At 57.7% G+C, this 19,958-nt stretch carries 18 protein-coding genes; 15 read left to right on the forward strand and 3 right to left on the reverse strand.

What is annotated here, in order from left to right; translation table 11 throughout:
* The first annotated feature begins 2 nt into the window (after positions 1-2).
* The 10 genes from J0A90_RS10860 to J0A90_RS10905 all read left to right on the forward strand — a co-directional run bounded on the left by J0A90_RS10860 (position 3) and on the right by J0A90_RS10905 (position 11,566).
* Positions 3-896: a DUF4123 domain-containing protein gene (locus tag J0A90_RS10860; RefSeq protein WP_207034718.1), complete on the forward strand. Its 894-nt coding sequence runs from the start codon at positions 3-5 to the stop codon at positions 894-896.
* Positions 886-4,209 (forward strand): T6SS effector BTH_I2691 family protein, encoded by a 3,324-nt coding sequence (locus tag J0A90_RS10865; RefSeq protein ID WP_233076702.1) that lies wholly within the window; start codon positions 886-888, stop codon positions 4,207-4,209. Before J0A90_RS10860 ends, J0A90_RS10865 begins: the two co-directional genes overlap by 11 nt.
* Positions 4,206-5,066, forward strand: coding sequence for a tetratricopeptide repeat protein (locus J0A90_RS10870; RefSeq protein ID WP_233076703.1), 861 nt, complete (start codon positions 4,206-4,208; stop codon positions 5,064-5,066). Before J0A90_RS10865 ends, J0A90_RS10870 begins: the two co-directional genes overlap by 4 nt.
* Before the next feature lie 37 nt (positions 5,067-5,103).
* Entirely contained in the window at positions 5,104-6,342 is a 1,239-nt protein-coding gene (locus tag J0A90_RS10875; protein WP_233076704.1) for a hypothetical protein, read from the forward strand.
* On the forward strand, positions 6,339-7,199 hold the full coding sequence (locus J0A90_RS10880) for a tetratricopeptide repeat protein (RefSeq protein ID WP_233076705.1): 861 nt from the start codon (positions 6,339-6,341) through the stop codon (positions 7,197-7,199). Before J0A90_RS10875 ends, J0A90_RS10880 begins: the two co-directional genes overlap by 4 nt.
* A 212-nt stretch (positions 7,200-7,411) precedes the next feature.
* Positions 7,412-8,179: a hypothetical protein gene (locus tag J0A90_RS10885; protein ID WP_233076706.1), complete on the forward strand. Its 768-nt coding sequence runs from the start codon at positions 7,412-7,414 to the stop codon at positions 8,177-8,179.
* A complete protein-coding gene (locus tag J0A90_RS10890; RefSeq protein ID WP_207037316.1) occupies positions 8,179-9,018 on the forward strand; it encodes a tetratricopeptide repeat protein in 840 nt (279 codons plus the stop codon). The genes J0A90_RS10885 and J0A90_RS10890 overlap by 1 nt, the downstream gene beginning before the upstream one ends.
* Before the next feature lie 423 nt (positions 9,019-9,441).
* Entirely contained in the window at positions 9,442-10,392 is a 951-nt protein-coding gene (locus J0A90_RS10895; protein WP_207037317.1) for a DUF6708 domain-containing protein, read from the forward strand.
* A gap of 63 nt (positions 10,393-10,455) precedes the next feature.
* Positions 10,456-11,373 carry a DUF6708 domain-containing protein gene (locus tag J0A90_RS10900; protein ID WP_207037318.1) on the forward strand — a complete coding sequence of 306 codons (918 nt, stop codon included), beginning with the start codon at positions 10,456-10,458 and terminating at the stop codon, positions 11,371-11,373.
* Positions 11,360-11,566 carry a hypothetical protein gene (locus J0A90_RS10905; protein ID WP_207037319.1) on the forward strand — a complete coding sequence of 69 codons (207 nt, stop codon included), beginning with the start codon at positions 11,360-11,362 and terminating at the stop codon, positions 11,564-11,566. Before J0A90_RS10900 ends, J0A90_RS10905 begins: the two co-directional genes overlap by 14 nt.
* Before the next feature lie 89 nt (positions 11,567-11,655).
* On the opposite strand, the gene gatB is transcribed toward J0A90_RS10905, so the two are convergent.
* The 3 genes from gatB to gatC form a co-directional block, all read right to left on the reverse strand.
* Entirely contained in the window at positions 11,656-13,107 is a 1,452-nt protein-coding gene (gatB, locus tag J0A90_RS10910) for an Asp-tRNA(Asn)/Glu-tRNA(Gln) amidotransferase subunit GatB (protein ID WP_207037320.1), read from the reverse strand.
* A complete protein-coding gene (gene gatA / locus J0A90_RS10915) occupies positions 13,107-14,573 on the reverse strand; it encodes an Asp-tRNA(Asn)/Glu-tRNA(Gln) amidotransferase subunit GatA (RefSeq protein ID WP_207037321.1) in 1,467 nt (488 codons plus the stop codon). Before gatA ends, gatB begins: the two co-directional genes overlap by 1 nt.
* Positions 14,574-14,663: 90 nt before the next feature.
* On the reverse strand, positions 14,664-14,954 hold the full coding sequence (gatC, locus tag J0A90_RS10920) for an Asp-tRNA(Asn)/Glu-tRNA(Gln) amidotransferase subunit GatC (protein ID WP_035473853.1): 291 nt from the start codon (positions 14,952-14,954) through the stop codon (positions 14,664-14,666).
* 193 nt (positions 14,955-15,147) lie between these two features.
* Between gatC and J0A90_RS10925 the strand changes: the two genes are divergently transcribed.
* The 5 genes from J0A90_RS10925 (at position 15,148) to rng (ending at position 19,956) form a co-directional block, all read left to right on the forward strand.
* The gene (locus J0A90_RS10925; protein ID WP_035473851.1) at positions 15,148-16,185 is read left to right on the forward strand and encodes a rod shape-determining protein; all 1,038 of its coding nucleotides are present in this window, start codon (positions 15,148-15,150) and stop codon (positions 16,183-16,185) included.
* 51 nt (positions 16,186-16,236) lie between these two features.
* Entirely contained in the window at positions 16,237-17,211 is a 975-nt protein-coding gene (gene mreC / locus J0A90_RS10930; RefSeq protein WP_370635773.1) for a rod shape-determining protein MreC, read from the forward strand.
* A gap of 2 nt (positions 17,212-17,213) precedes the next feature.
* Positions 17,214-17,693 carry a rod shape-determining protein MreD gene (gene mreD / locus J0A90_RS10935; protein ID WP_207037411.1) on the forward strand — a complete coding sequence of 160 codons (480 nt, stop codon included), beginning with the start codon at positions 17,214-17,216 and terminating at the stop codon, positions 17,691-17,693.
* Positions 17,694-17,719: 26 nt separating this feature from the next.
* Positions 17,720-18,316, forward strand: a complete 597-nt coding sequence (locus J0A90_RS10940) for a Maf family protein (protein WP_233076707.1) — start codon at positions 17,720-17,722, stop codon at positions 18,314-18,316.
* A 176-nt stretch (positions 18,317-18,492) separates the two neighbouring features.
* Positions 18,493-19,956 carry a ribonuclease G gene (gene rng, locus J0A90_RS10945; RefSeq protein WP_207037323.1) on the forward strand — a complete coding sequence of 488 codons (1,464 nt, stop codon included), beginning with the start codon at positions 18,493-18,495 and terminating at the stop codon, positions 19,954-19,956.
* The last annotated feature ends 2 nt before the right edge of the window (positions 19,957-19,958 follow it).

Below are 19,958 nucleotides of genomic sequence, written 5' to 3' on the forward strand. Positions count from 1 at the left end.
CGATGACTCCCGACAACGCACTCGATCAGTTGATCGCTCTGGCGACCTCGCCAGGAGATACCGGGCGAGTCTATCGACTGGTGGATCCTCAGTACGTACCGGAGCGTCGCTTGTCTCCTGAGCAACGGGAGACAAGTGGGCTGATTCGCAACCCTTTCTTAGCCCAGACCTGGCGCGAGAAGCTCTATCTACAGCCGTTGGATATGACCGAGCAGGCGCTGCGCCACCGAGTCCAGGAAGAGCGTGCTCAGCTCCCCCGGCAGTCCGATGGGCCGATCGCGCATTGTGGCTGGGTCGTCTCGAACCATCCTATTAGCACCCTCGCCCGACATCTCGAGCGGCAATTGGTGCAGGTCACGCCGGAAGGAAAACGCAGCCTGCTGCGGTTCTTCGCCCCTCGAGTACTGGAACGTCTGGTCGAACTCCTCGATTCCCGACAGCTGTCGCGGCTCTTGGGGCCTATCGATCATTGGTTCTATTTCGATAGCCGGCATCGGCTCAGACAATTGTCGCCACATACAGAGACTCGGCATATTGGCCGAGTTCAGCTAACGCAAGAGCAATGGCGTTTACTCAGGCGCATGCCCTCGATCAACACCTACCTGAGGGCCTGGCATCATATGGTGGGGGACGACCGGGCGCCGCCTTCGCTGCTCGATGTGGATAGGCTCATCTCGGCCGCCCAAGAGCTGGGTATCGAACGAGAAAAAGACATCCTGATATTCGTCCTTCATGGGCTGCTGTTTACTGTGGATTTTTACCAGCATCCGGAAATAAGACAGAGGCTCGCACGCATTCGGCCCAATCTTAGCTACGAAGAACTGACCAATGACATGGAAGACGATGACTGGGCACGGATCGACAGAGAACTCAAGGAGCGCCGGCATGTCACCTAACACCAATGCAGCGATCAATGCCGCGGCACAGGCAGCGGGTGTCGAGTGTCACGAGCCGAAAAAAAACTGCCCCTATTGCGAACGTAAAGGGTTGCCCATTCTGCCGGTTCGCTATGCCGTCTGCGAAAATTCCCAGGATAACGAGGCCATCGATGCGCTTCCCGAGGCGCGTACCGGCGCCTTTACCGATGTTGCGCTCAATGAATCGAAGTACATCTTGCGCCAGCTTCGCCCTGGCTACTTCTACTTGTTCGACCCCGAGAACAGCCTGCGCTGGTACGCCTATCGCGTTACCCAAGATGGGCTGTTCGAGCAGTTCAATGTCCTGAATCCCGAAAAATACATCGAGAAGGACAACCATTGCGCCAACAACCAGAACAAGATGCTGCATGCCTCACTCATTACCTTGCCCACAGTGGACACTTCGGCCGCCATTTATTGGGCATATACCGAGTACCCTTGGCCGGAGAGTCTGATCCGGCGGCTCGGCGAAGACTCGGCGGCGGGCGAGACGTTGCGTCAGAAGATGATGCAGAAGATCGACAATATCCAGGACTGGATCAACGATCAAAACGGCATCGAGCATGCCTTCGACGCCGAACAGCTGCACTGGGTCGCGGAATATAGTCCCGGCGCATCTGCCGTGGAAGGCCATTTCTGGGGCAAGGGGGCAGAGCGCAAGCTGTTTACCACCGATGACATGCAAGCGGCCATGCAATCCCACCTGGATCATGCGGATAGCCGCTGGCGCGGCCTGATTCTGGGCGTCAAGGATGAGATAGGCGTCATTACCGAGCTCAACGCCTATCGCCACCAGGTCGCCGGAGAAATGGAAGATTTCTTCGAAACGGGAGACAACAAGCGTCTCGCGCTCTGCTGCGATGTCATCGACGCCATGGACAAGGGGTTCAAGGCGGCCCGGGAAAAACAGATTACCGACGAGGCGGCCGGCAAAGCCAAAGCGTTGAACGAACGCTATTCGTCAGCCTCTGGCGCCGGGTTACGGGAGTCCCTTGAGGGACAGCTCGCCGAGGCCAGGCAAGCCAACGACACAGACAAGGTAGAACAGCTACAAAGACTGATCGACTACTTGGAGAGAAATGGTCACTTCGAACGTAGCCCCTATCCCGAGGCCCGTAGGGGCCACCAGGCCCAGCTCGCCCGTATCGAGCGGGAAAAAACGCATGCGCTTGGCAATATCGAGGATGAGTACCAGGATTACTTGGAAGAGCTGCGGCAATATTATGACATCAATGCCTACGAAGATTTTGTCAACGACGAATTAAAGCCGCAAAAAGAACGCGTCGATAGCGCGCTCGCACCTTACGATGCCGATTATGCCGCCTGGGTTTCTGCGCATCTCATGGACGCCATCGAACGCTACGATCGCGACAATCTCTGGTGTGGCATCGGTCTATGCATTGCCGTCGAAGGCGCGCTGCATGGTGGTGCCATGGGGGAAGCGAGCAGCGCTGTCTGGCTGGACTTCGCCCGGCACATCGACGATGCGGACTCTCCAATTCTTCGCCTGTTGTTCGCCAACTCGGCCACGCTGCAGGAAGACGCGCTGGCCAGCTATGCCGGGCTCGCCGAGGGGGCGTGGTTCGATGAGAGCGCCTTGACGCAGTGGAAGACGAAATATCGTGACCTGTACGACGCGCAGTACGCCAACCGCTTGAGCGAGGGCGGCATTGGCGACACGCCCCAGACCCTGGCCACGCATTACGATGTCGTGAACGGTAAGCTCGTCGCGCTGATCGGCAACGCCTTCTTCGCGTTGGCGGTTCAGGACGCTGCCGGGCACAAGGCGGCCAGTGGAGCCGGTGACAGGGCCCAGGCCTATCTGCGCTTTACCCAGCTCTCGCGCATGGGTAGCTCTGACATCCAGTTTGCCGATGCGCCCTTGCCACTGTTCAAAACAGTGACGCTCACACTGACGGAATATCATTACTGGCTTGATCTGGTGCTGCGTTATGGCGGCAAACGGATCGAGAGCAGTCTGGATGATGCCTCCGGCGACGCGACCAAGAACCGAGAGGAGAGTGAGGGGAACTTCGCCATACCCTACGTCACGGACGACACCACCGTTGAAGTCGCCATGCCCCTGGACGCCTCGGACCGCTTGACGCATCTGATTCAGGGCCTTCCCGACAACGTATTCAATACCGACGCGCTGGATGCCCGATACACGGACCTGACGGAAAGCGCCCTGGGCATCGCCAGCAAGATCGTCAGTCAGCATCCCGCCATGGTGCCCTATATGAAGGGCTACAGCGCCTGGAGCAGCGTCGACATCATTCGGCAATACTTCAGCGACGATAAGGGCGACGATGTCGCCCTGACCAAGGTTATGGGGGCTGCCGCTGGCATCTCGGGGCTGGCTATGGAGCTAGCCGGCAAGAGCGCTTTCCTGCAATACCACGCCGCCATGGCCGGGCTCGTCAACCAGGCGACCCGGCAGGCCTGGAAGCTGGTCTCGGGGACGATCAGCGTCGTGGGAGACGTGCTCTCCTTCTACGATGGCTTGATGAAACTCTCCGACGCCATGCACGATCAAAATCTCGGCCGCTCGACCCGCAGCGTGAGACTGCAGTATGCGCTGGGTGGCACGATCATCACCGGTGCCTCGATCGGGCTGCTTGGCCTCTCGCTCTCTGCGGCCGGTATCGCCGGCGCGACGTCGCCGATAGGCTTGGCGCTGGTCGCCATTGGTTTGATCATCGGTGCCATCGGCATCGCACTGGGTTTCGCGGCGACGAAGCTGGTCTCCACCGCTACGATGGTCTGGCTCAATCGCTGCTATATAGGGCGCCAATACGACACCCAGTTGACGCCTTTCGCCAGCATCGAGCAAGAACAGTCCTCGCTGGATCTGCTGTCGCAGGGCGTGGCCATCGAACTGTCCTGGGAAGAGCACACGGCGACCTACGTGAGGGGTGACACAGGGCCCCTGGGCGAACGCGTGAATCGCAAGCGGGTCAAAATCAAGGCGCGGATTCCTAACTTGTCGAAGATGCGGTTTAGATTGCAGCTTGAGAACTCATCGGAGCTGGGAGAAGAAAGGTTTTTTGATGACACTTTTGTCAAAGATGGCGGCTCATTAGAAATTGCCGAGCAGTCTACTCAAGATCAAGTTTCTGATAATTTGGCATACGATATATCCTCAGGAGAGGATGCGTATACTATAGAACGTGCACTTTACTTGGATGATGGCGATTCAATGGCTGGTGTCAAGCTTAATGTCACTTTTCAAGATGCGCGTGCTCGTCCCTTACAGTACTCAGATTTATTTAAACTGGAGTTTGAGCGATGAGATTTTTTAAAGGCCTTTTTGTTGTAATCTTGGTGGGATTGTTGCTTTGGTCGCCGAGTGCTTTCTCGATAACGCTCTACAATGACCCGTCTGGGCAAGAGATGTTAGACGAAACGATACATTGGTCTTTTAAGGAGATGGAGGAGAAAAGTAAGGGTGGGGATTTGAAAGGAGAGTATATATTAGCTATAAATTATATGAATGGAAGTAATCGGCGCGGCATAAAAAAAGACAAAGAAAAAGCTGTTGCGATGTTGAAAGATTTGTGGGGTAGAGGGGTTGCGGACGCTGGCTATTCCCTATTTTCCATTTATTACAATGGCTTTGGTACGGGCGACAACCGTAAGGCTGCATTAGATTATTTAAAAGAGTCTGCCGAGAAAGGGTATGCGTTATCCCAGCGCACTCTCGCCGAGGCATATCGTGGCAAAGATTACGAAGGTTTGGTGGACAAGGACTACGATAAAGCGATGTACTGGTACGAAAAAGCCGTCGACAATGGTGACAAAAGATCAGCTATTGCATTGGCAAGCATGTATTACCATGGCGAAGGGGTGGAGAAAAACAATAATAAGACATTTGAATGGGCGCTACGTTGTACACAGCTTAAATATGGGACTATTACCGCAGGCTTTAGCACGTTAGCAAAATTCTACGAAGAAGGCATCGGTACCGATGTCGATCTGGTTCAGGCCTATAAGTATTATGACCTTCAAGGGTCTGCCGGCGCGGAAGGTAAACAGCGCCTTTCCAAGCAGATGACCAAGGAGCAGATAGAAGAAGCCCGCCGACAGTCGCTGGAATGGCAGAAGGAGCACAACGTGCGCATCGGGGGAGGCTTTTTCCAGATGAATTGACCGCTGGCCGGAATATGCTCCCGAGTAGTTGGTAGTGATGGGCCTGGGTCCCGTTGAGGGCACCCAGGCCCATCTGCGTTTCACCCAGCTCTCGCGCATGGCCCTTCCCGACGATGTGTTCAATACCGACGCGCTGGATGCCCGATACACGGACCTGACGGAGAGCGCCTTGGGCATCGCCAGCAAGATCGTCAGTCAGCATCCCGCCATGGTGCCCTGCATGAAGGGCTACAGCGCCTGGAGTAGCGTCGACATCATTCGGCAATACTTCAGCGACGATAAGGGCGACGATGTCGCCCTGACCAAGGTTATGGGGGCTGCCGCTGGCATCTCGGGGCTGGCCATGGAGCTAGCCGGCAAGAGCGCTTTCCTGCAATACCACGCCGCCATGGCCGGGCTCGTCAACCAGGCGACCCGGCAGGCCTGGAAGCTGGTCTCGGGGACGATCAGCGTCGTGGGAGACGTGCTCTCCTTCTACGATGGCTTGATGAAACTCTCCGACGCCATGCACGATCAAAATCTCGGCCGCTCGACCCGCAGCGTGAGACTGCAGTATGCGCTGGGTGGCACGATCATCACCGGTGCCTCGATCGGGCTGCTTGGCCTCTCGCTCTCTGCGGCCGGTATCGCCGGCGCGACGTCGCCGATAGGTTTGGCGCTGGTCGCCATTGGTTTGATCATCGGTGCCATCGGCATCGCACTGGGTTTCGCGGCGACGAAGCTGGTCTCCACCGCTACGATGGTCTGGCTCAATCGCTGCTATATAGGGCGCCAATACGACACCCAGTTGACGCCTTTCGCCAGCATCGAGCAGGAACAGTCCTCGCTGGATCTGCTGTCGCAGGGCGTGGCCATCGAACTGACCTGGGAAGATGACTCGGGGACTTACGTGAGGGGGGATACGGGACCCCTGGGCGAACGCGTGAATCGCAAGCGGGTCAAAATCAAGGCGAGGATCCCCAATTTGTCGAAGATGCGGTTTGGGTTAAGCTTCAAAAGTGTCTCTGAGCTTACAGAAACTATTATTTTTGAAGATGTTTTTGAAAAAGATGGCAAGTCCTTAGAAGTCAGTAACCAAGGTGTTTCAAGGGGTGATGAGTCTGTAGGGGCAGTATATGATATATCCGGCGGCGACGATATTTATACTATAGGGCGAGAACTCTATTTAATTGATGATGACGCCGCGATCCGTGCCGAACTTCAGGTCGTTTTTCAAGACGAGCGGGCTCGCCCCTTACGATATTTAGATGTATTTAAGCTGGAGCTTACCCAATGAAAGTAATGAAAAACCTGTTTCTAATATTGCTTGTTGGCCTTGTTTTTTGGTCGTCGACTGCATTTTCGACAATTATTTACAATGACCCTTCTGAACAGGAAATGCGAGATGAAACTTGGGATTGGTCGTTTGAAAAAATAAAAAAAATGAGCGAGCAAGGGGATCTTAAGGGGAAGTACATCCTAGGTATTACCTACCTTAATGGAAGCAATCTGCACAATGTAAAAGAAGATGGAAAAAAGGCATTTGTTATATTGAAGTCGCTATGGGATCAAGGGGTGGTCGATGCAGGATATTCCTTGTTCTCAATGTACTACAAGGGATTTGGTGTTGATAAGGATCGTGGAGTCGCTTTGAGTTACTTGAAAGAAGCTGCGGAAAAAGGTTACGCATTAGCTCAGCGCACTTTGGCCGAGGCATATCAAGGCAAAGATTACGAAGGGTTGGTCAAAAAGAATCAAGAAAAAGCAATGTATTGGTACGAGAAGGCCGCTGATCAAGGCGACAAAAAGTCTGCTATGGAAATGGCTGCTCTGTATTATTATGGAAAAGGTGTGCAGAAAAATTACGAAAAGACTTTTGACTGGCTTCTGCGATGTAGTCAGCTTAAGTATGGTGATGAGACCATGTGTTTCCGGTCTCTGGCCAGATTTTACGAAGAAGGCATTGGTACCGATGTTGATCTAGTTCAGGCCTATAAGTATTATGATCTGCGTGGATCCGCTGGCGCGGAAGGCAAACAGCGCCTTTCCAAGCAGATGACCAAGGAGCAGATAGAAGAAGCCCGCCGACAGTCGCTGGAATGGCAGAAGGAGCACAACGTGCGCATCGGGGGTGGTTTTTTCCAGATGAATTGACCGCTGGCCGGAATATGCTCCCGAGTGGTTGGTAGTGATGGGCCTGGGTCCCGTGAGGGCACCCAGGCCCATCTGCGTTTCACCCAGCTCTCGCGCATGGGCAGCTCTGACATTCAGTTCGCCGATGCACCCTTGCCACTTTTCAAGACCGTGACGCTCACACTCGCGGAATACCATTATTGGCTCGAGCTTTTCGACGGCAAACCGGTGCCATGCACGATCAAAACCTCGGCCGCTCGACCCGCAGCGTGAGACTGCAGTATGCGCTGGGGGGCACGATCATCACCGGTGCCTCGATCGGGCTGCTTGGGCTCTCGCTCTCTGCGGCCGGTATCGCCGGCGCGACGTCGCCGATAGGCTTGGCGCTGGTCGCCATTGGTTTGATCATCGGTGCCATCGGCATCGCACTGGGTTTCGCGGCGACGAAGCTGGTCTCCACCGCCACGATGATCTGGCTCAATCGCTGCTATATAGGGCGCCAATACGACACCCAGTTGACGCCTTTCGCCAGCATCGAGCAGGAACAGTCCTCGCTGGATCTGCTGTCGCAGGGCGTGGCCATCGAACTGTCCTGGGAAGATGACTCGGGGACTTACGTGAGGGGGGATACGGGACCCCTGGGCGAACGCGTGAATCGCAAGCGGGTCAAAATCAAGGCGAGGATCCCCAATTTGTCGAAGATGGAATTAAGCTTGATGTTGCAAACGACTTCTGGAATTCTTTCAGAAGAAATATTTAACGATGCTTTTGTTAAAGAAGATGGCGTTTTTGAAATAGAAAGTGCAGGTCAGGGTGGTATACGTATTTCCGAGTCTTCTGAGTATACGGTTTCCCAGGGGGATGGAAGTTATACGGTAGAGAGGTCTGTGGATTTGCCAAACAGTAGTTCGCTTAATAGTGTGAGATTTGAGGTTGAATTTTTAGATAGGCGGGCTCGCACATTGACGTACAGAGATGTGTTTAACATGGAGGTTTCTTGATGAGAACGCTAGCTGCTCTTGTTATTCTTTTTTGGTCAGTGAGCGCTTTGGCGACCACGTTATACAATGATCCAACCAGCGAAGAGCTTAGAGAAGAGCTTCGGAATATTCCTTTTTCAGAAATAGAGGCAAAAAGTCAAAAAAGCCCCGAGGAGGAATATTTGCTGGGGATGACCTATCTGAATGGAAGTAAAAGGCATGAAGTCTCCATGGATAGGCATGAAGCACTCTTGATGCTCAAGTCTGCTTGGGATCATGGCATAGCAGATGCGGGGTATGCTTTATTTACCATATATTATTATGGGTTGGGTGTTGAGAAAAATTACGAGACTGCTCGGGAGTACCTGACTAAATCTGCAGAGATGGGCTACTCCCTCTCTCAGAGAAGTTTGGGGCATGTTTATTATGGGCATAAATATAGCGAAATGGCGAAGACTGATTATGAAAAAGCACTTCATTGGTATAAGTGTGCTGCTGATCAGGGTGATAAAGTGTCTGCGTTGGCGATTGCAGAGATTTATTATTTGGGCAAAGGTGTTGAGAAGAATGATAGGAAGGCCTTTAAGTGGCTGTTGCGCTCTAGTAAGTTGGAATATGGAAGTCCCACTGCAAGCTTTGTGTCATTGGCAAAATTCTACGAAGAAGGCATCGGTACCGATGTCGATCTGGTACAGGCTTATAAATATTACGACCTTCAAGGGTCTGCCGGCGCGGAAGGCAAACAGCGCCTTTCTAAGCAGATGACCGAGGATCAGATAGAAGAAGCCCGCCGACAGTCGCTGGAATGGCAGAAGGAGCACAACGTGCGTATCGGGGGAGGCTTTTTCCAGATGAATTGATCGCTGGGGAGCATTATCCCCCGGCAGTTGGTGGTGATTCGCCTCGTCCCATTATGGGCCGAGGCGGATTCGACTTCCGCCCAGCCCTAGCCCCTGAAACTTCTTGAAGAGTTTAGTATAGCGCTCCCTGGTGCTATAACTTTCAGTTATTACATGTAGAGAGATGTGAGGTCTTTGTATTAAAGGTTTCTTTGAGCCCCTGGGCAACAAAGCAGTCGCGCCAACGTAATATCTTATAGGCGTGGAATTTCAGCTTTTTTAATACCCTTTCAATCTTAGATCTCTTGCATTTGCATAATGATGCGTCGTATATTGAGCTTGAATAGCTTTATCCTCAGGGTTTGGTGGTTTCTGGAAGCCTGTGATAGAAAATTCCGAGTGTAAAAACGGTATCTTACCGGTTTTGGTTAAGTTGGTTACACGATGATCCACGAATATAATGTTGCTGCTGACTGTGTGAAGCGTGGGACTGATTTTTTTTCTCGCCCACATGTGTTTGATCGTGAAGAGGGAAAAGCTTTTTCTCATGAGAAAAAAGCAGCAGATGACCCGGGCATGGCTGAAGCTGTTTATCATAAAACTCGTTTTTTTCTAGAGACTACCCACGTGGAAGAATATGCAGCTCGTGGTGAATATACAGCCATGATGGGATTTCCGTTGGTTGTTATGTGTGGTTTTTTTGTTTACATGGCTCTTTTGTCTGTGCTTGATATTGGTTCTTCGGGTTTTAATTTTTACGATCTGCTAATGATTGTTTTTTCGCTTATTGTTGTCGTTGGGTCGGTGTGGATTTCAAATTATCTTTTGCTTGGTAATGATTGGTTTTCTTATCGCCATGGTGCTGTTCGTTTTAATTGTAAAGCTCAGCAGGTCTACGTGTTTTACTCGCCAAGTTTAGGTGGGGTTAGAACTTATCAGTGGAAAGATATGTTGGCATACATTGATAGGTCCGGTGTTCAAGATGGCTCTTCTGTTTCAGGATTTTATGTTTTGAAATTTTATGCTTGCGATAGTGAGCGTAAAAGCTATTATGGCAGTTTTAAAATCGGAAGCTCTTTTTCCAGGTATGAGGATTGCGTGGCTTGGTGGGAATACTTGCGGCGTTATATGGAAGAAGGTCCGGATAGCGTTCCAGAGCCTGAGTGGTATCTTTCTGATCGCCTGTCTCTCAAGGAGTCTTTCTTGCGATGGTTTCCATTGCGTGAGATGAGACGTGATAGGGCGCGTGGCCTAGATGTTAAGAGTGCTCAAACAAGAATGGTTTTGATGTCTCCTCTTCTGGTTTTCTTTTCATTAGGTCATTTTTTTTCCATTCTTACAAGCAAGAAAGTGAAGTGGCCTGAAAACGTTCGCGATGCTTGTGATGGAAGGTGATTTCAATTATTCGTTAGTGGGCTTTTTATGATACATGAATACAATGTTATCACAGAGTGCTTGTTGAAGAATCTTGACTTTGATGACAGAGGTGGCGACTTTGAACGCAGCAGGCAAGAATCGTTAGATAAAAATGAGTGCTCTGCTGAATTGCCTGGATTTGCAGAGGCTGTTTATGCGAAAACAGATATCTATCTAGAAACTACCAATGCCAAAGAGTATGGCTGGAGAGGCCAGTTTACAGCAGGCATGGGGTTTCCATGCATTGCAGTGATGATTTTTAGTGTTTATATTTCAATCTCGGGTGTTTTTTTGATGTATCAAAAGGGGTTTGGTTATGTTTGGTTTTTTTCGACCCCCTTTACTTTGGCTTTGGCTGCTGGCCTTGTCTATATTGCTCATTTTGTTTTTGGGTTGAGTCATGATTGGTTTCATTATCGCCATGGTGCTATTCGGTTTAATTTTAAGGAGCGTAAAGTTCATGCGTTTTTTTCACCAAAGCTCGGCGGTCCGAGAACTTACGATTGGGATGATGTAGTGGCTTATATTGATGCTTTTCATGGTAAGGGGGGGCATGGCAATCCTGTTCACTACACCTTGAAGCTTTATGCCTGTGATCCTTCGCATAAGAAATATTACGACATTCTTGAACCCGGCAGCGAAATTATCAAATATGAAGACTGCTTGGCATGGTGGGAATACGTTCGTCGCTTTATGGAAGAAGGTCCGGATAGTGTTCCAGAGCCTGATTGGTACCTATCTGACCGGTTGTCTCTCAAGGAGTCTTTCTTGCGTTGGTTTCCTTTGCGAGAAATGAAAAGAGATAAGGCGCGTGGACTGAGTGTTAGGAAAAGTAGAGTCTTGATGGTGTTGATGTCACCTTTGTTGACACTTTTCTCACTGGGGCATTTTGTTTCAATGCTGACCAGTAAGCGAGTCAAATGGCCAGAAGATATTCGCAAAGCTTGTGGAGAAGCCTGAGAAAAATGAGTCTTTTCTGATCAGTGAAATGCTCGGCATCTTTGAAGCGACCTCGCGCGAGTGTGTGCTTTACTACCGCAAAGACGGTTCCGGCGAAGGCAAGCTCAAGATCCCGCTCAAGAGTCTGGCCAAAGAGGATCGCGAGCGGTGCACGTTGGCCTTGCGGCAGCGGGTGCACACCGAGGCAGCCTAGGCCGATTGCATCACCAACACACAAACGCCCATGGCCTTGGCCATGGGCGTTTGCATTGGGGCAAGGCTGGTTTGTCAGGTAGTGCCGACTCAGGCCTCGTCCAGCTTCTGCTTGAGTAGACCGTTGACCTGCTGCGGGTTGGCGGTGCCGCGGGAGGCTTTCATCACCTGGCCGACGAAGTAGCCGATCATCTTGCCGCGCTTCTCCGGATCGGCGTCGCGGTACTGGGCGACCTGTACCGGGCTGTCCGCGATGACCTGGTCGATCATCGCTTCGATGGCGCCGGTGTCGGTGACCTGCTTGAGCCCGCGTGCCTCGATGATCTCGTCGGCGCTCTGGCCTTCGTTGTTCCAGAGTGCCGCGAACACCTGCTTGGCCGCCTTGCCGTTGATGGTGTCGTCGAGCACGCGGCTGACCAGGCCGCCGAGCTGCTCCGGGGTGACCGGGCTGTTGCTGATGTCGATGTTCTCACGGTTGAGATGGCCGGAGAGCTCGCCCTGCACCCAGTTGGCCGCCTGCTTGGCGTCGCCGCACACCGCGAGCACCGCTTCGAAGTATTCGGCGGTGGGGCGTGTGGCGGAGAGCACGCCAGCGTCGTAGGCCGAGAGCCCCAGGCTGTTCTCGAAACGGTGGCGCTTTTCGGTGGGCAGTTCCGGCAGGGTGGCGCGCTGGTGCTCGATATAGGCGCTGTCGAGCATCACCGGCAGCAGGTCGGGGCAGGGGAAGTAACGGTAGTCGTTGGCTTCCTCCTTGGTACGCATGCTGCGGGTCTCGTCCTGGTCCGGATCGTAGAGCCGGGTCTCCTGCACGACCTTGCCGCCATCCTCGATCAGCTCGATCTGGCGTTCGACCTCGAACTCGATCGCGCGCTCGACGAAGCGGAAGGAGTTGACGTTCTTGATCTCGGCGCGGGTGCCGAAGGCTTCCTGGCCCTTGGGGCGTACCGAGACGTTGACGTCGCAGCGCATCGAGCCCTCGGCCATGTTGCCGTCGGAGATGCCCAGATAGGTGACGATGGCGTGGATCGCGCGCAGATAGGCGACCGCTTCCTTGGCCGAGCGCATGTCGGGTTCGGAGACGATCTCCAACAGCGGCGTGCCGGCCCGGTTGAGATCGATGCCGCTCATGCCGTGGAAGTCTTCGTGCAGCGACTTGCCGGCGTCCTCTTCCAGGTGGGCGTGGTGGATGCGGATCCGCTTGCGCACCTCGTCATCCAGCACGATCTCGACTTCACCCTTGCCGACGATGGGCTGGGCCATCTGGCTGGTCTGATAGCCCTTGGGCAGGTCGGGGTAGAAGTAGTTCTTGCGCTCGAACAGCGAGGTGTCGGGAATGTGCGCGTCGATGGCGAGCCCGAACTGGACCGCCATCGCCACCGCGCCTTCGTTGAGCACCGGCAGCACCCCGGGCAGCCCCAGGTCGATGGCGCAGGCCTGGGTGTTGGGCTCGGCACCGAAGGCGGTGGAGGCGCCGGAAAAGATCTTGGATTGGGTCGCCAGCTGCACGTGCACTTCCAACCCGATGACGGTTTCCCACTGCATTAGATCGTCTCCTGGTCGAGGCTCGGGTGGCGGCGATGCCAATCGGTCGCCTGCTGGAATTGATGCGCCACGTTGAGCAGCTGCGCTTCGGCGAAGTGCTGGCCCAGAATCTGCAGGCCGATCGGCCGTTGGCCTTGGGCGGAGAAACCGGCGGGTACGCTGATGCCCGGGATGCCGGCCAGGTTGATGGCGATGGTGTAGATGTCCTGCAGATACATCGAGACCGGGTCTTTCTTGGCGCCGAGATCGAACGCCGGGGTCGGTGCGGCCGGGCCCATCAGCACGTCGACCTCGTCGAAGGCGTCGAGGAAGTCCTGGCGGATCAGCCGGCGGACCTGCTGGGCCTTGCGGTAATAGGCGTCGAAGAAGCCCTCGGAGAGGGTGTGGGTGCCGATCAGGATGCGCCGCTTGACCTCGTCACCGAAGCCTTCGGCGCGGGAGCGCTTGTAGAGATCCTCGAGATCCGCCGGGGCGTTGCAGCGGTGGCCGAAGCGCACGCCGTCGTAGCGCGAGAGGTTCGAGGAGGCTTCCGCCGGGGCGATGACGTAATAGGCCGGGATCGCCAGGTGGGTGTGCGGCAGGCTCACCTCGCAGACCTTGGCGCCGAGCGACTCGTAGACGCCGATCGCTTCGCGCACCGCGCGCTCCACTTCCGGGTCGAGGCCGTCGCCAAAATACTCCTTGGGCAGGCCGATCTTGAGCCCGGAGAGGGGTGTGTCGAGCTCGGCCAGGTAGTCGGGCACCACCCGGGCCACGCTGGTGGAGTCGCGCAGGTCATGACCGGCAATGGCGCCGAGCAGATGCGCGCAGTCTTCCGCGCTGCGCGCCATCGGCCCGCCCTGATCGAGACTCGAGGCGTAGGCGATCATGCCGTAGCGCGAAACGCGGCCGTAGGTCGGCTTGAGCCCGGTCACGCCGCAGAAGGCGGCGGGCTGACGGATCGAACCGCCGGTATCGGTGCCCAGCGCCGCCGGGGTGAAGCCGGCGGCGACCGCGGCGGCGCTGCCACCGGAGGAGCCACCGGGCACGGCGCTCTTGTCCCACGGGTTCTTGACCGCCCCATAGAAACTATTTTCGTTGGAGGAGCCCATCGCGAACTCGTCCATGTTGGTCTTGCCCAGGCTGACCATACCGGCCGCCTCGAGTTTTTCGACCACCGTGGCGTCGTAGGGCGAGACGAAGTTGTCGAGCATCTTCGAGCCGCAGCTGGTGCGCACGCCGCGGGTACAGAAGATGTCCTTGAGGGCCAGCGGTAGCCCGGCCAGCGGGCGCTCGTCACCGCGCGCCCGGGCCTGGTCGGCGGCATCGGCCGCGGCCAGTGCCTGATCGCGGGTCACGGTGATGAAGGTGTTGAGTTCGCCATCCAGGCGCTCGATGCGGTCGAGCAGGCTGGTCGTGAGCTCGCGGCTGGAAAAATCGCCGGCCTTGAGGCCCTTGGCGAGTTCCGTGAGCGTCATCTCGTGCATGGAGAGAGTCCCTGTCTAGATACGGGTCTGGCTATAAAACCGTGGGCGGCGCGCGGCGCCGGCCTGGAAGAAGTGTGCTGCGCGGGCGTTTTACTCGACCACTCGGGGGACCAGATAGAGGCCCTCGGCGGTGGCCGGCGCGCAGGCCTGGAAGCGCTCGCGCTGATTCTCCTCGGTCACCTCGTCGGCGCGCAGGCGCTGGGTGGTGTCGAGCGGGTGCGACAGCGGTTCGATGCCCTGGGTATCGACGGCCTGGAGGCGGTCGACCATCTCCAGGATGCGCGACAGATCGTCGACGTAGCCGGCCGCCTCGGCATCGCTGTTGATGCCCAGACGTGCCAGGTGCGCGGCTCTCAATACGTCCGCATGTTCGATTGCCATGAGTGTCGTTCCTCGTCTCGAAAAGGAGTGGAAAACGGGGCCCAAAAAACGTGCCGTTGAGATAGGCCGAGAAATGGGGCGAACCTTAGCATATTCGGCCCCGAACTGGCAGGCGCGCGCTTGCTGCTTCCCCCCCACGATGATACCGTTTGCGTCCGCACAGGGTTCCGGTCTGGACTAGGTAAAAGTTTCCATGTTTAAACGTTTACGGGGGCTGTTCTCGAGCGATCTGTCGATCGACCTGGGAACTGCCAACACGCTGATTTATGTCCGCGGTCGCGGTATCGTCCTGGACGAACCCTCCGTCGTGGCGATTCGCCAATCCGGTAACATGCGTAGCGTCGCCGCCGTCGGTCTCGACGCCAAGCGGATGCTGGGGCGCACGCCCGGTAACATCACTGCCATCCGTCCCATGAAGGATGGTGTCATCGCCGATTTCACCGTTACCGAGCAGATGCTGCAGCACTTCATTCGCAAAGTGCATCAGAGCACCTTTCTCACGCCCAGCCCGCGCGTGCTGGTGTGCGTTCCCTGCATGTCGACGCAGGTCGAGCGCCGTGCGATCAAGGAGTCGGCCGAAGGCGCCGGCGCCCGCGATGTCTATCTGATCGAAGAGCCGATGGCCGCGGCCATCGGCGCCGGCCTGCCGGTCGAGGAGGCGCAGGGCTCGATGGTCGTGGATATCGGTGGCGGTACCACCGAGATCGCGATCATCTCGCTCAACGGCGTGGTCTACTCCGAGTCCGTGCGTATCGGCGGCGACCGCTTCGACGAGGCGATCACCTCCTACGTGCGGCGCCACTACGGCAGCCTGATCGGTGAAGCCACCGCCGAGCGGATCAAGGAAGAGGTGGGCTGTGCCTACCCCGGCGGCGAGCTGCGCGAGATCGACGTGCGCGGGCGCAACCTGGCCGAAGGCATTCCGCGCAGCTTCACGCTCAACTCCCACGAGATTCTGGACGCGCTGCAGGAGCCGCTGGCGGCGATCGTCGCTGCGGTCAAGAGCGCGCTGGAGCAGTCGCCGCCGGAGCTGGCCTCGGATATCGCCGAGCGCGGCCTGGTGCTCACCGGCGGTGGGGCGCTGCTGCGCGACATCGACAAGCTGATCGCCGAGGAGACCGGCCTGCCGGTGATCATCGCCGAAGATCCGCTCACCTGCGTGGCGCGTGGCGGCGGCAAGGCGCTGGAGATGATCGACCAGCACACCTTCGAACTGCTCTCCAGCGATTGAGGCCATCCGCGACCGGCGCCGCGCCTGCGGCCCGGTCACCGGTAGGCGGGGGTGAGGCCTATCAAACCGCTGTTCTCCTACGGCCCGGTGCCGACGTACCGCATGCTGCTGTGTGCGGTGCTCGCATTCGGGCTGATGTTTGCCGAACACCGCTTCAGCGCGGTGGAGTCGGCCCGTTCCCATATGACCTCCATCGTCGCGCCCATTCAGTGGCTGGTGAGCCTGCCCAGTGAGGGCGTGCGCTGGGGCGCCATGGCGTTCTCCGACAAGCAGAGCCTGATCGACGAGAACGGCCGCCTGCGCGAGCAGCTGCTGACGCTCTCCAACCGGGTCCAGCGCATGGCCAGCCTGACCGCCGAGAACGTGCACCTGCGCGAACTCCTCAACGCGCCCAACCCCGATGACGTGCCCTACATCACCGCGGAGCTACTGTCGCTGGATTCCGATCCGTTCACCCAGCAGATGGTGATCAACCGCGGGCGGCGTGATGGTGTCTATATCGGCCAGCCGGTGATGGACGCCTCGGGGCTGATCGGTCAGGTGGTCTCGGTTTCCGCCTACACCAGCCGCGTGCTGATGGTAGCCGACGCCAACCACGCGGTGCCGGTGGAGATCAACCGCAACGGTCTGCGCTTCATCGCCCAGGGTACCGGCCAGCTGGACACGCTGAATATCCCCAGCGTGCCGGCCACCGCCGACATCCGCGAGGGCGACCTGCTGGTCACCTCCGGGCTGGGCGGGCGCTTTCCGCAGGGCTATCCGGTGGCGCGGGTCACCCAGGTCAAGCGTGAGTCGAGCCAGGCGTTCATGGAAGTGACCGCCGAGCCGATCGCGCAGCCGGAGCGTTCGCGCTACTTCCTGCTGCTGTTCCCGCCTGCGCCGCCGGATGCCAGCGGGCTGGGCGACCCCGAGAGCATGGCGCGTCAGATCATGTGGCCGGGGGATCCGGCGCATCCGGACGCGCATCGGATCAGTGAAGAGGCGCTGAAAGCGGCGCTGCGTCTGCAAGCGGAGGGGGCGCCGTGAGTATGGGGCTCTTCGGTTATCTGTTCGTCTGGTTCACCCTGCTGCTGGCGCTGTGCCTACAGGTGATGCCGCTGCCCGATGCCTGGCTGGTATGGCGCCCGGACTGGCTCGGCGTGCTGCTGGCCTACTGGTGCGTGGCCACGCCCCAGCGCGTGGGGGTGCTGCACGGCTTCGTGCTCGGCCTGCTGCTGGATCTGATCGAGGGCGCGCCGCTGGGGCAGAACGCGCTGACGCTGTCGCTGCTGGCCTACCTCTTCCTGCTGCTCTATCAGCGCTTCCGGGTCTATTCGATCTGGCAGCAGGCGGTACTGGTGTTCGTGCTGCTGGGCATCGGGCAGCTGGTAGAGCAGTGGCTGCGCACCATCTTCGGCCCGATCTCGGTGAGTCTGGAGTTTCTGATTCCGGCGCTGATCGGCGCGCTGCTGTGGCCGTGGCTGTTCACCATGATGCAGGCCGTGAGGCGGCGCCTGGGTATCGGCTGAGCCGGCGCGGTCAGGAGTCCATGTCAATGTCGTCCCACTCTTCCTCCCAAGCCATCACGCCGGTACTGCGGCTGGCATCGGCCTCGCCGCGCCGGCGCGAGCTCCTCGCCAGCATCGGCATCGCGGTCGAGGTCGCGCCGGCGGATATCGACGAGTCGCGCGGTAGCGACGAGACCCCGGAGACCTTCGTCAGCCGGCTGGCGCGGGAAAAGGCACTGGCGGGTCACGCCGGCAGTGCGCTGCCGACCCTGGGCGCGGATACCGTGGTGGTGTGTGATGACGAGGTGTTCGGCAAGCCGCGCGATCTGGCGCACGCCCGCACGATGTGGCGTGCGCTCTCCGGGCGCGAGCACCGGGTGCTCTCGGCGGTGGCGCTGATGGGCCCCCGCGGGCTGCTCGAGTGCCGGGTGGTGACTCGGGTGTGGCTGCGCACGCTCAGCGAGGCGGAGATGGCCGCTTACTGGGCCACCGGTGAGCCGGCGGACAAGGCCGGCGGCTACGCGGTGCAGGGGCGGGCAGCGATTTTCGTCGAGCGTCTCGAGGGCAGTTACTCCGCGGTGGTCGGGCTACCGCTCCACGAGACCGCGGAGCTGCTGGAGGCGCAGGGCATTCGGGTGCTGTAGCGCCGCTTGCCAGCGTGCGCCGCTGATCGTGTCGGGCACCCGAGTGGCCGTGTCTTGTGGGAGGGTGCCGGGCCTGTGTCATAATCCTGGCAGCGAGACAGACATCGCCAGCAGCAGGACCGGCAACTGACGAGGGATTCCACCCGCGCCCGACAACCCGTGACAAGGATGCCCGCATGAGCGGTGAGGTTTTGATCAATCTGACGCCGATGGAGACCCGCGTGGCGGTGGTCGAGAACGGCGTGCTGCAGGAAGCCTTCATCGAGCGCAGTCGGCGCCGGGGTATCGTCGGCAATATCTACAAGGGCAAGGTGGTGCGGGTGCTGCCGGGGATGCAGGCGGCGTTCGTCGACATCGGCCTGGAGCGCGCCGCTTTTATCCATGTCAACGAGGTGGTGGCGCCCGATTCGCCGCAGGCCGAGCCCGCCTCGATCAGCCATCTGCTGCATGCCGGGCAGTCGCTGGTGGTGCAGGTCACCAAGGACCCGATCGGCTCCAAGGGCGCCCGCCTGACCACCCATCTCTCGATTCCGTCGCGCTATCTGGTCTACATGCCGGACTCGCCGCACATCGGCGTCTCCCAGCGCATCGAGGACGACGCCGAGCGCGAGCGCCTCAAGGCGCTGGTCGCGGGCGGTCAGTCCGAGCTGGAAGATGCGCAGCACGGCGGCTTCATCATCCGCACCGCGGCAGAGGGGGTGGGCCGCGATGAGCTGCTCGCCGATATGGTGTTCCTGCAGCGGCTGTGGCTGAAGGTCGCCGAACGGCGGATCAGCGCGCCCACGCCGAGCCCGATCTACGACGACCTGCCGCTGTTCGTGCGCACGCTGCGCGATGTGATGCGCGACCAGATCGAGAAGATCCGTATCGACTCGCGCGAGAACTACTTCAAGCTCAAGGAGTTCGCCCGCGAGTTCATGCCCACGGTGGAGTCGTGCATCGAGTACTATCCCGGCGAGCGTCCGATCTTCGACCTCTACAGCGTCGAGGACGAAATCCAGAAGGCGCTGGGGCGCAAGGTGCAGCTCAAGTCCGGCGGCTATCTGGTGATCGACCAGACCGAGGCGATGACCACCATCGACGTCAATACCGGTGGCTATGTCGGCCATCGCAATCTCGAAGAGACGATCTTCAAGACCAACCTCGAGGCCGCCACGGCGATCGCCCGACAGCTGCGGCTGCGCAATCTCGGCGGCATCATCATCATCGACTTCATCGACATGGAAGAGCTCGAGCATCAGCGCCAGGTACTGCGCGTGTTGGAGAAGGCGCTCGAGCGTGACCACGCCAAGAACAAGCTGACCGGTGTCACCGAGCTCGGTCTGGTGCAGCTGACCCGCAAACGCACCCGCGAAAGTCTGGAACAGACGCTGTGCGAACCCTGTCCTACCTGCCATGGGCGCGGCACGCTGAAGACACCGGAAACCATATGCTACGAAATCTTTCGCGAGATCCTGCGCGAGGAGCGGGCCTACTCGCCCGAGACCTACATGGTGCTGGCCTCGCAGTCCGTGGTCGACCGCCTGCTCGACGAGGAGTCGGCGGCGGTGGCGGATCTCGAATCCTTCATCGGCAAGACGATCCGGTTCCAGGTCGAGGCGCACTACTCCCAGGAACAGTACGACATCGTGTTGATGTAACC

This window comes from Salinicola sp. DM10, from assembly GCF_017306975.2.
Taxonomy (GTDB): domain Bacteria; phylum Pseudomonadota; class Gammaproteobacteria; order Pseudomonadales; family Halomonadaceae; genus Salinicola.

Coding starts and splice junctions, on each gene's coding strand:
- J0A90_RS10885 (WP_233076706.1), top strand. CDS start 7,412: ATGCACGATCAAAACCTCGGCCGCTCGACCCGCAGCGTGAGACTGCAG.
- gatA (WP_207037321.1), bottom strand. CDS start 14,573: ATGCACGAGATGACGCTCACGGAACTCGCCAAGGGCCTCAAGGCCGGC.
- rng (WP_207037323.1), top strand. CDS start 18,493: ATGAGCGGTGAGGTTTTGATCAATCTGACGCCGATGGAGACCCGCGTG.
- gatC (WP_035473853.1), bottom strand. CDS start 14,954: ATGGCAATCGAACATGCGGACGTATTGAGAGCCGCGCACCTGGCACGT.
- J0A90_RS10880 (WP_233076705.1), top strand. CDS start 6,339: ATGAAAGTAATGAAAAACCTGTTTCTAATATTGCTTGTTGGCCTTGTT.
- J0A90_RS10940 (WP_233076707.1), top strand. CDS start 17,720: ATGTCGTCCCACTCTTCCTCCCAAGCCATCACGCCGGTACTGCGGCTG.
- J0A90_RS10925 (WP_035473851.1), top strand. CDS start 15,148: ATGTTTAAACGTTTACGGGGGCTGTTCTCGAGCGATCTGTCGATCGAC.
- J0A90_RS10865 (WP_233076702.1), top strand. CDS start 886: ATGTCACCTAACACCAATGCAGCGATCAATGCCGCGGCACAGGCAGCG.
- J0A90_RS10860 (WP_207034718.1), top strand. CDS start 3: ATGACTCCCGACAACGCACTCGATCAGTTGATCGCTCTGGCGACCTCG.
- gatB (WP_207037320.1), bottom strand. CDS start 13,107: ATGCAGTGGGAAACCGTCATCGGGTTGGAAGTGCACGTGCAGCTGGCG.
- J0A90_RS10895 (WP_207037317.1), top strand. CDS start 9,442: ATGATCCACGAATATAATGTTGCTGCTGACTGTGTGAAGCGTGGGACT.
- J0A90_RS10875 (WP_233076704.1), top strand. CDS start 5,104: ATGGGCCTGGGTCCCGTTGAGGGCACCCAGGCCCATCTGCGTTTCACC.
- J0A90_RS10890 (WP_207037316.1), top strand. CDS start 8,179: ATGAGAACGCTAGCTGCTCTTGTTATTCTTTTTTGGTCAGTGAGCGCT.
- mreD (WP_207037411.1), top strand. CDS start 17,214: ATGGGGCTCTTCGGTTATCTGTTCGTCTGGTTCACCCTGCTGCTGGCG.
- J0A90_RS10870 (WP_233076703.1), top strand. CDS start 4,206: ATGAGATTTTTTAAAGGCCTTTTTGTTGTAATCTTGGTGGGATTGTTG.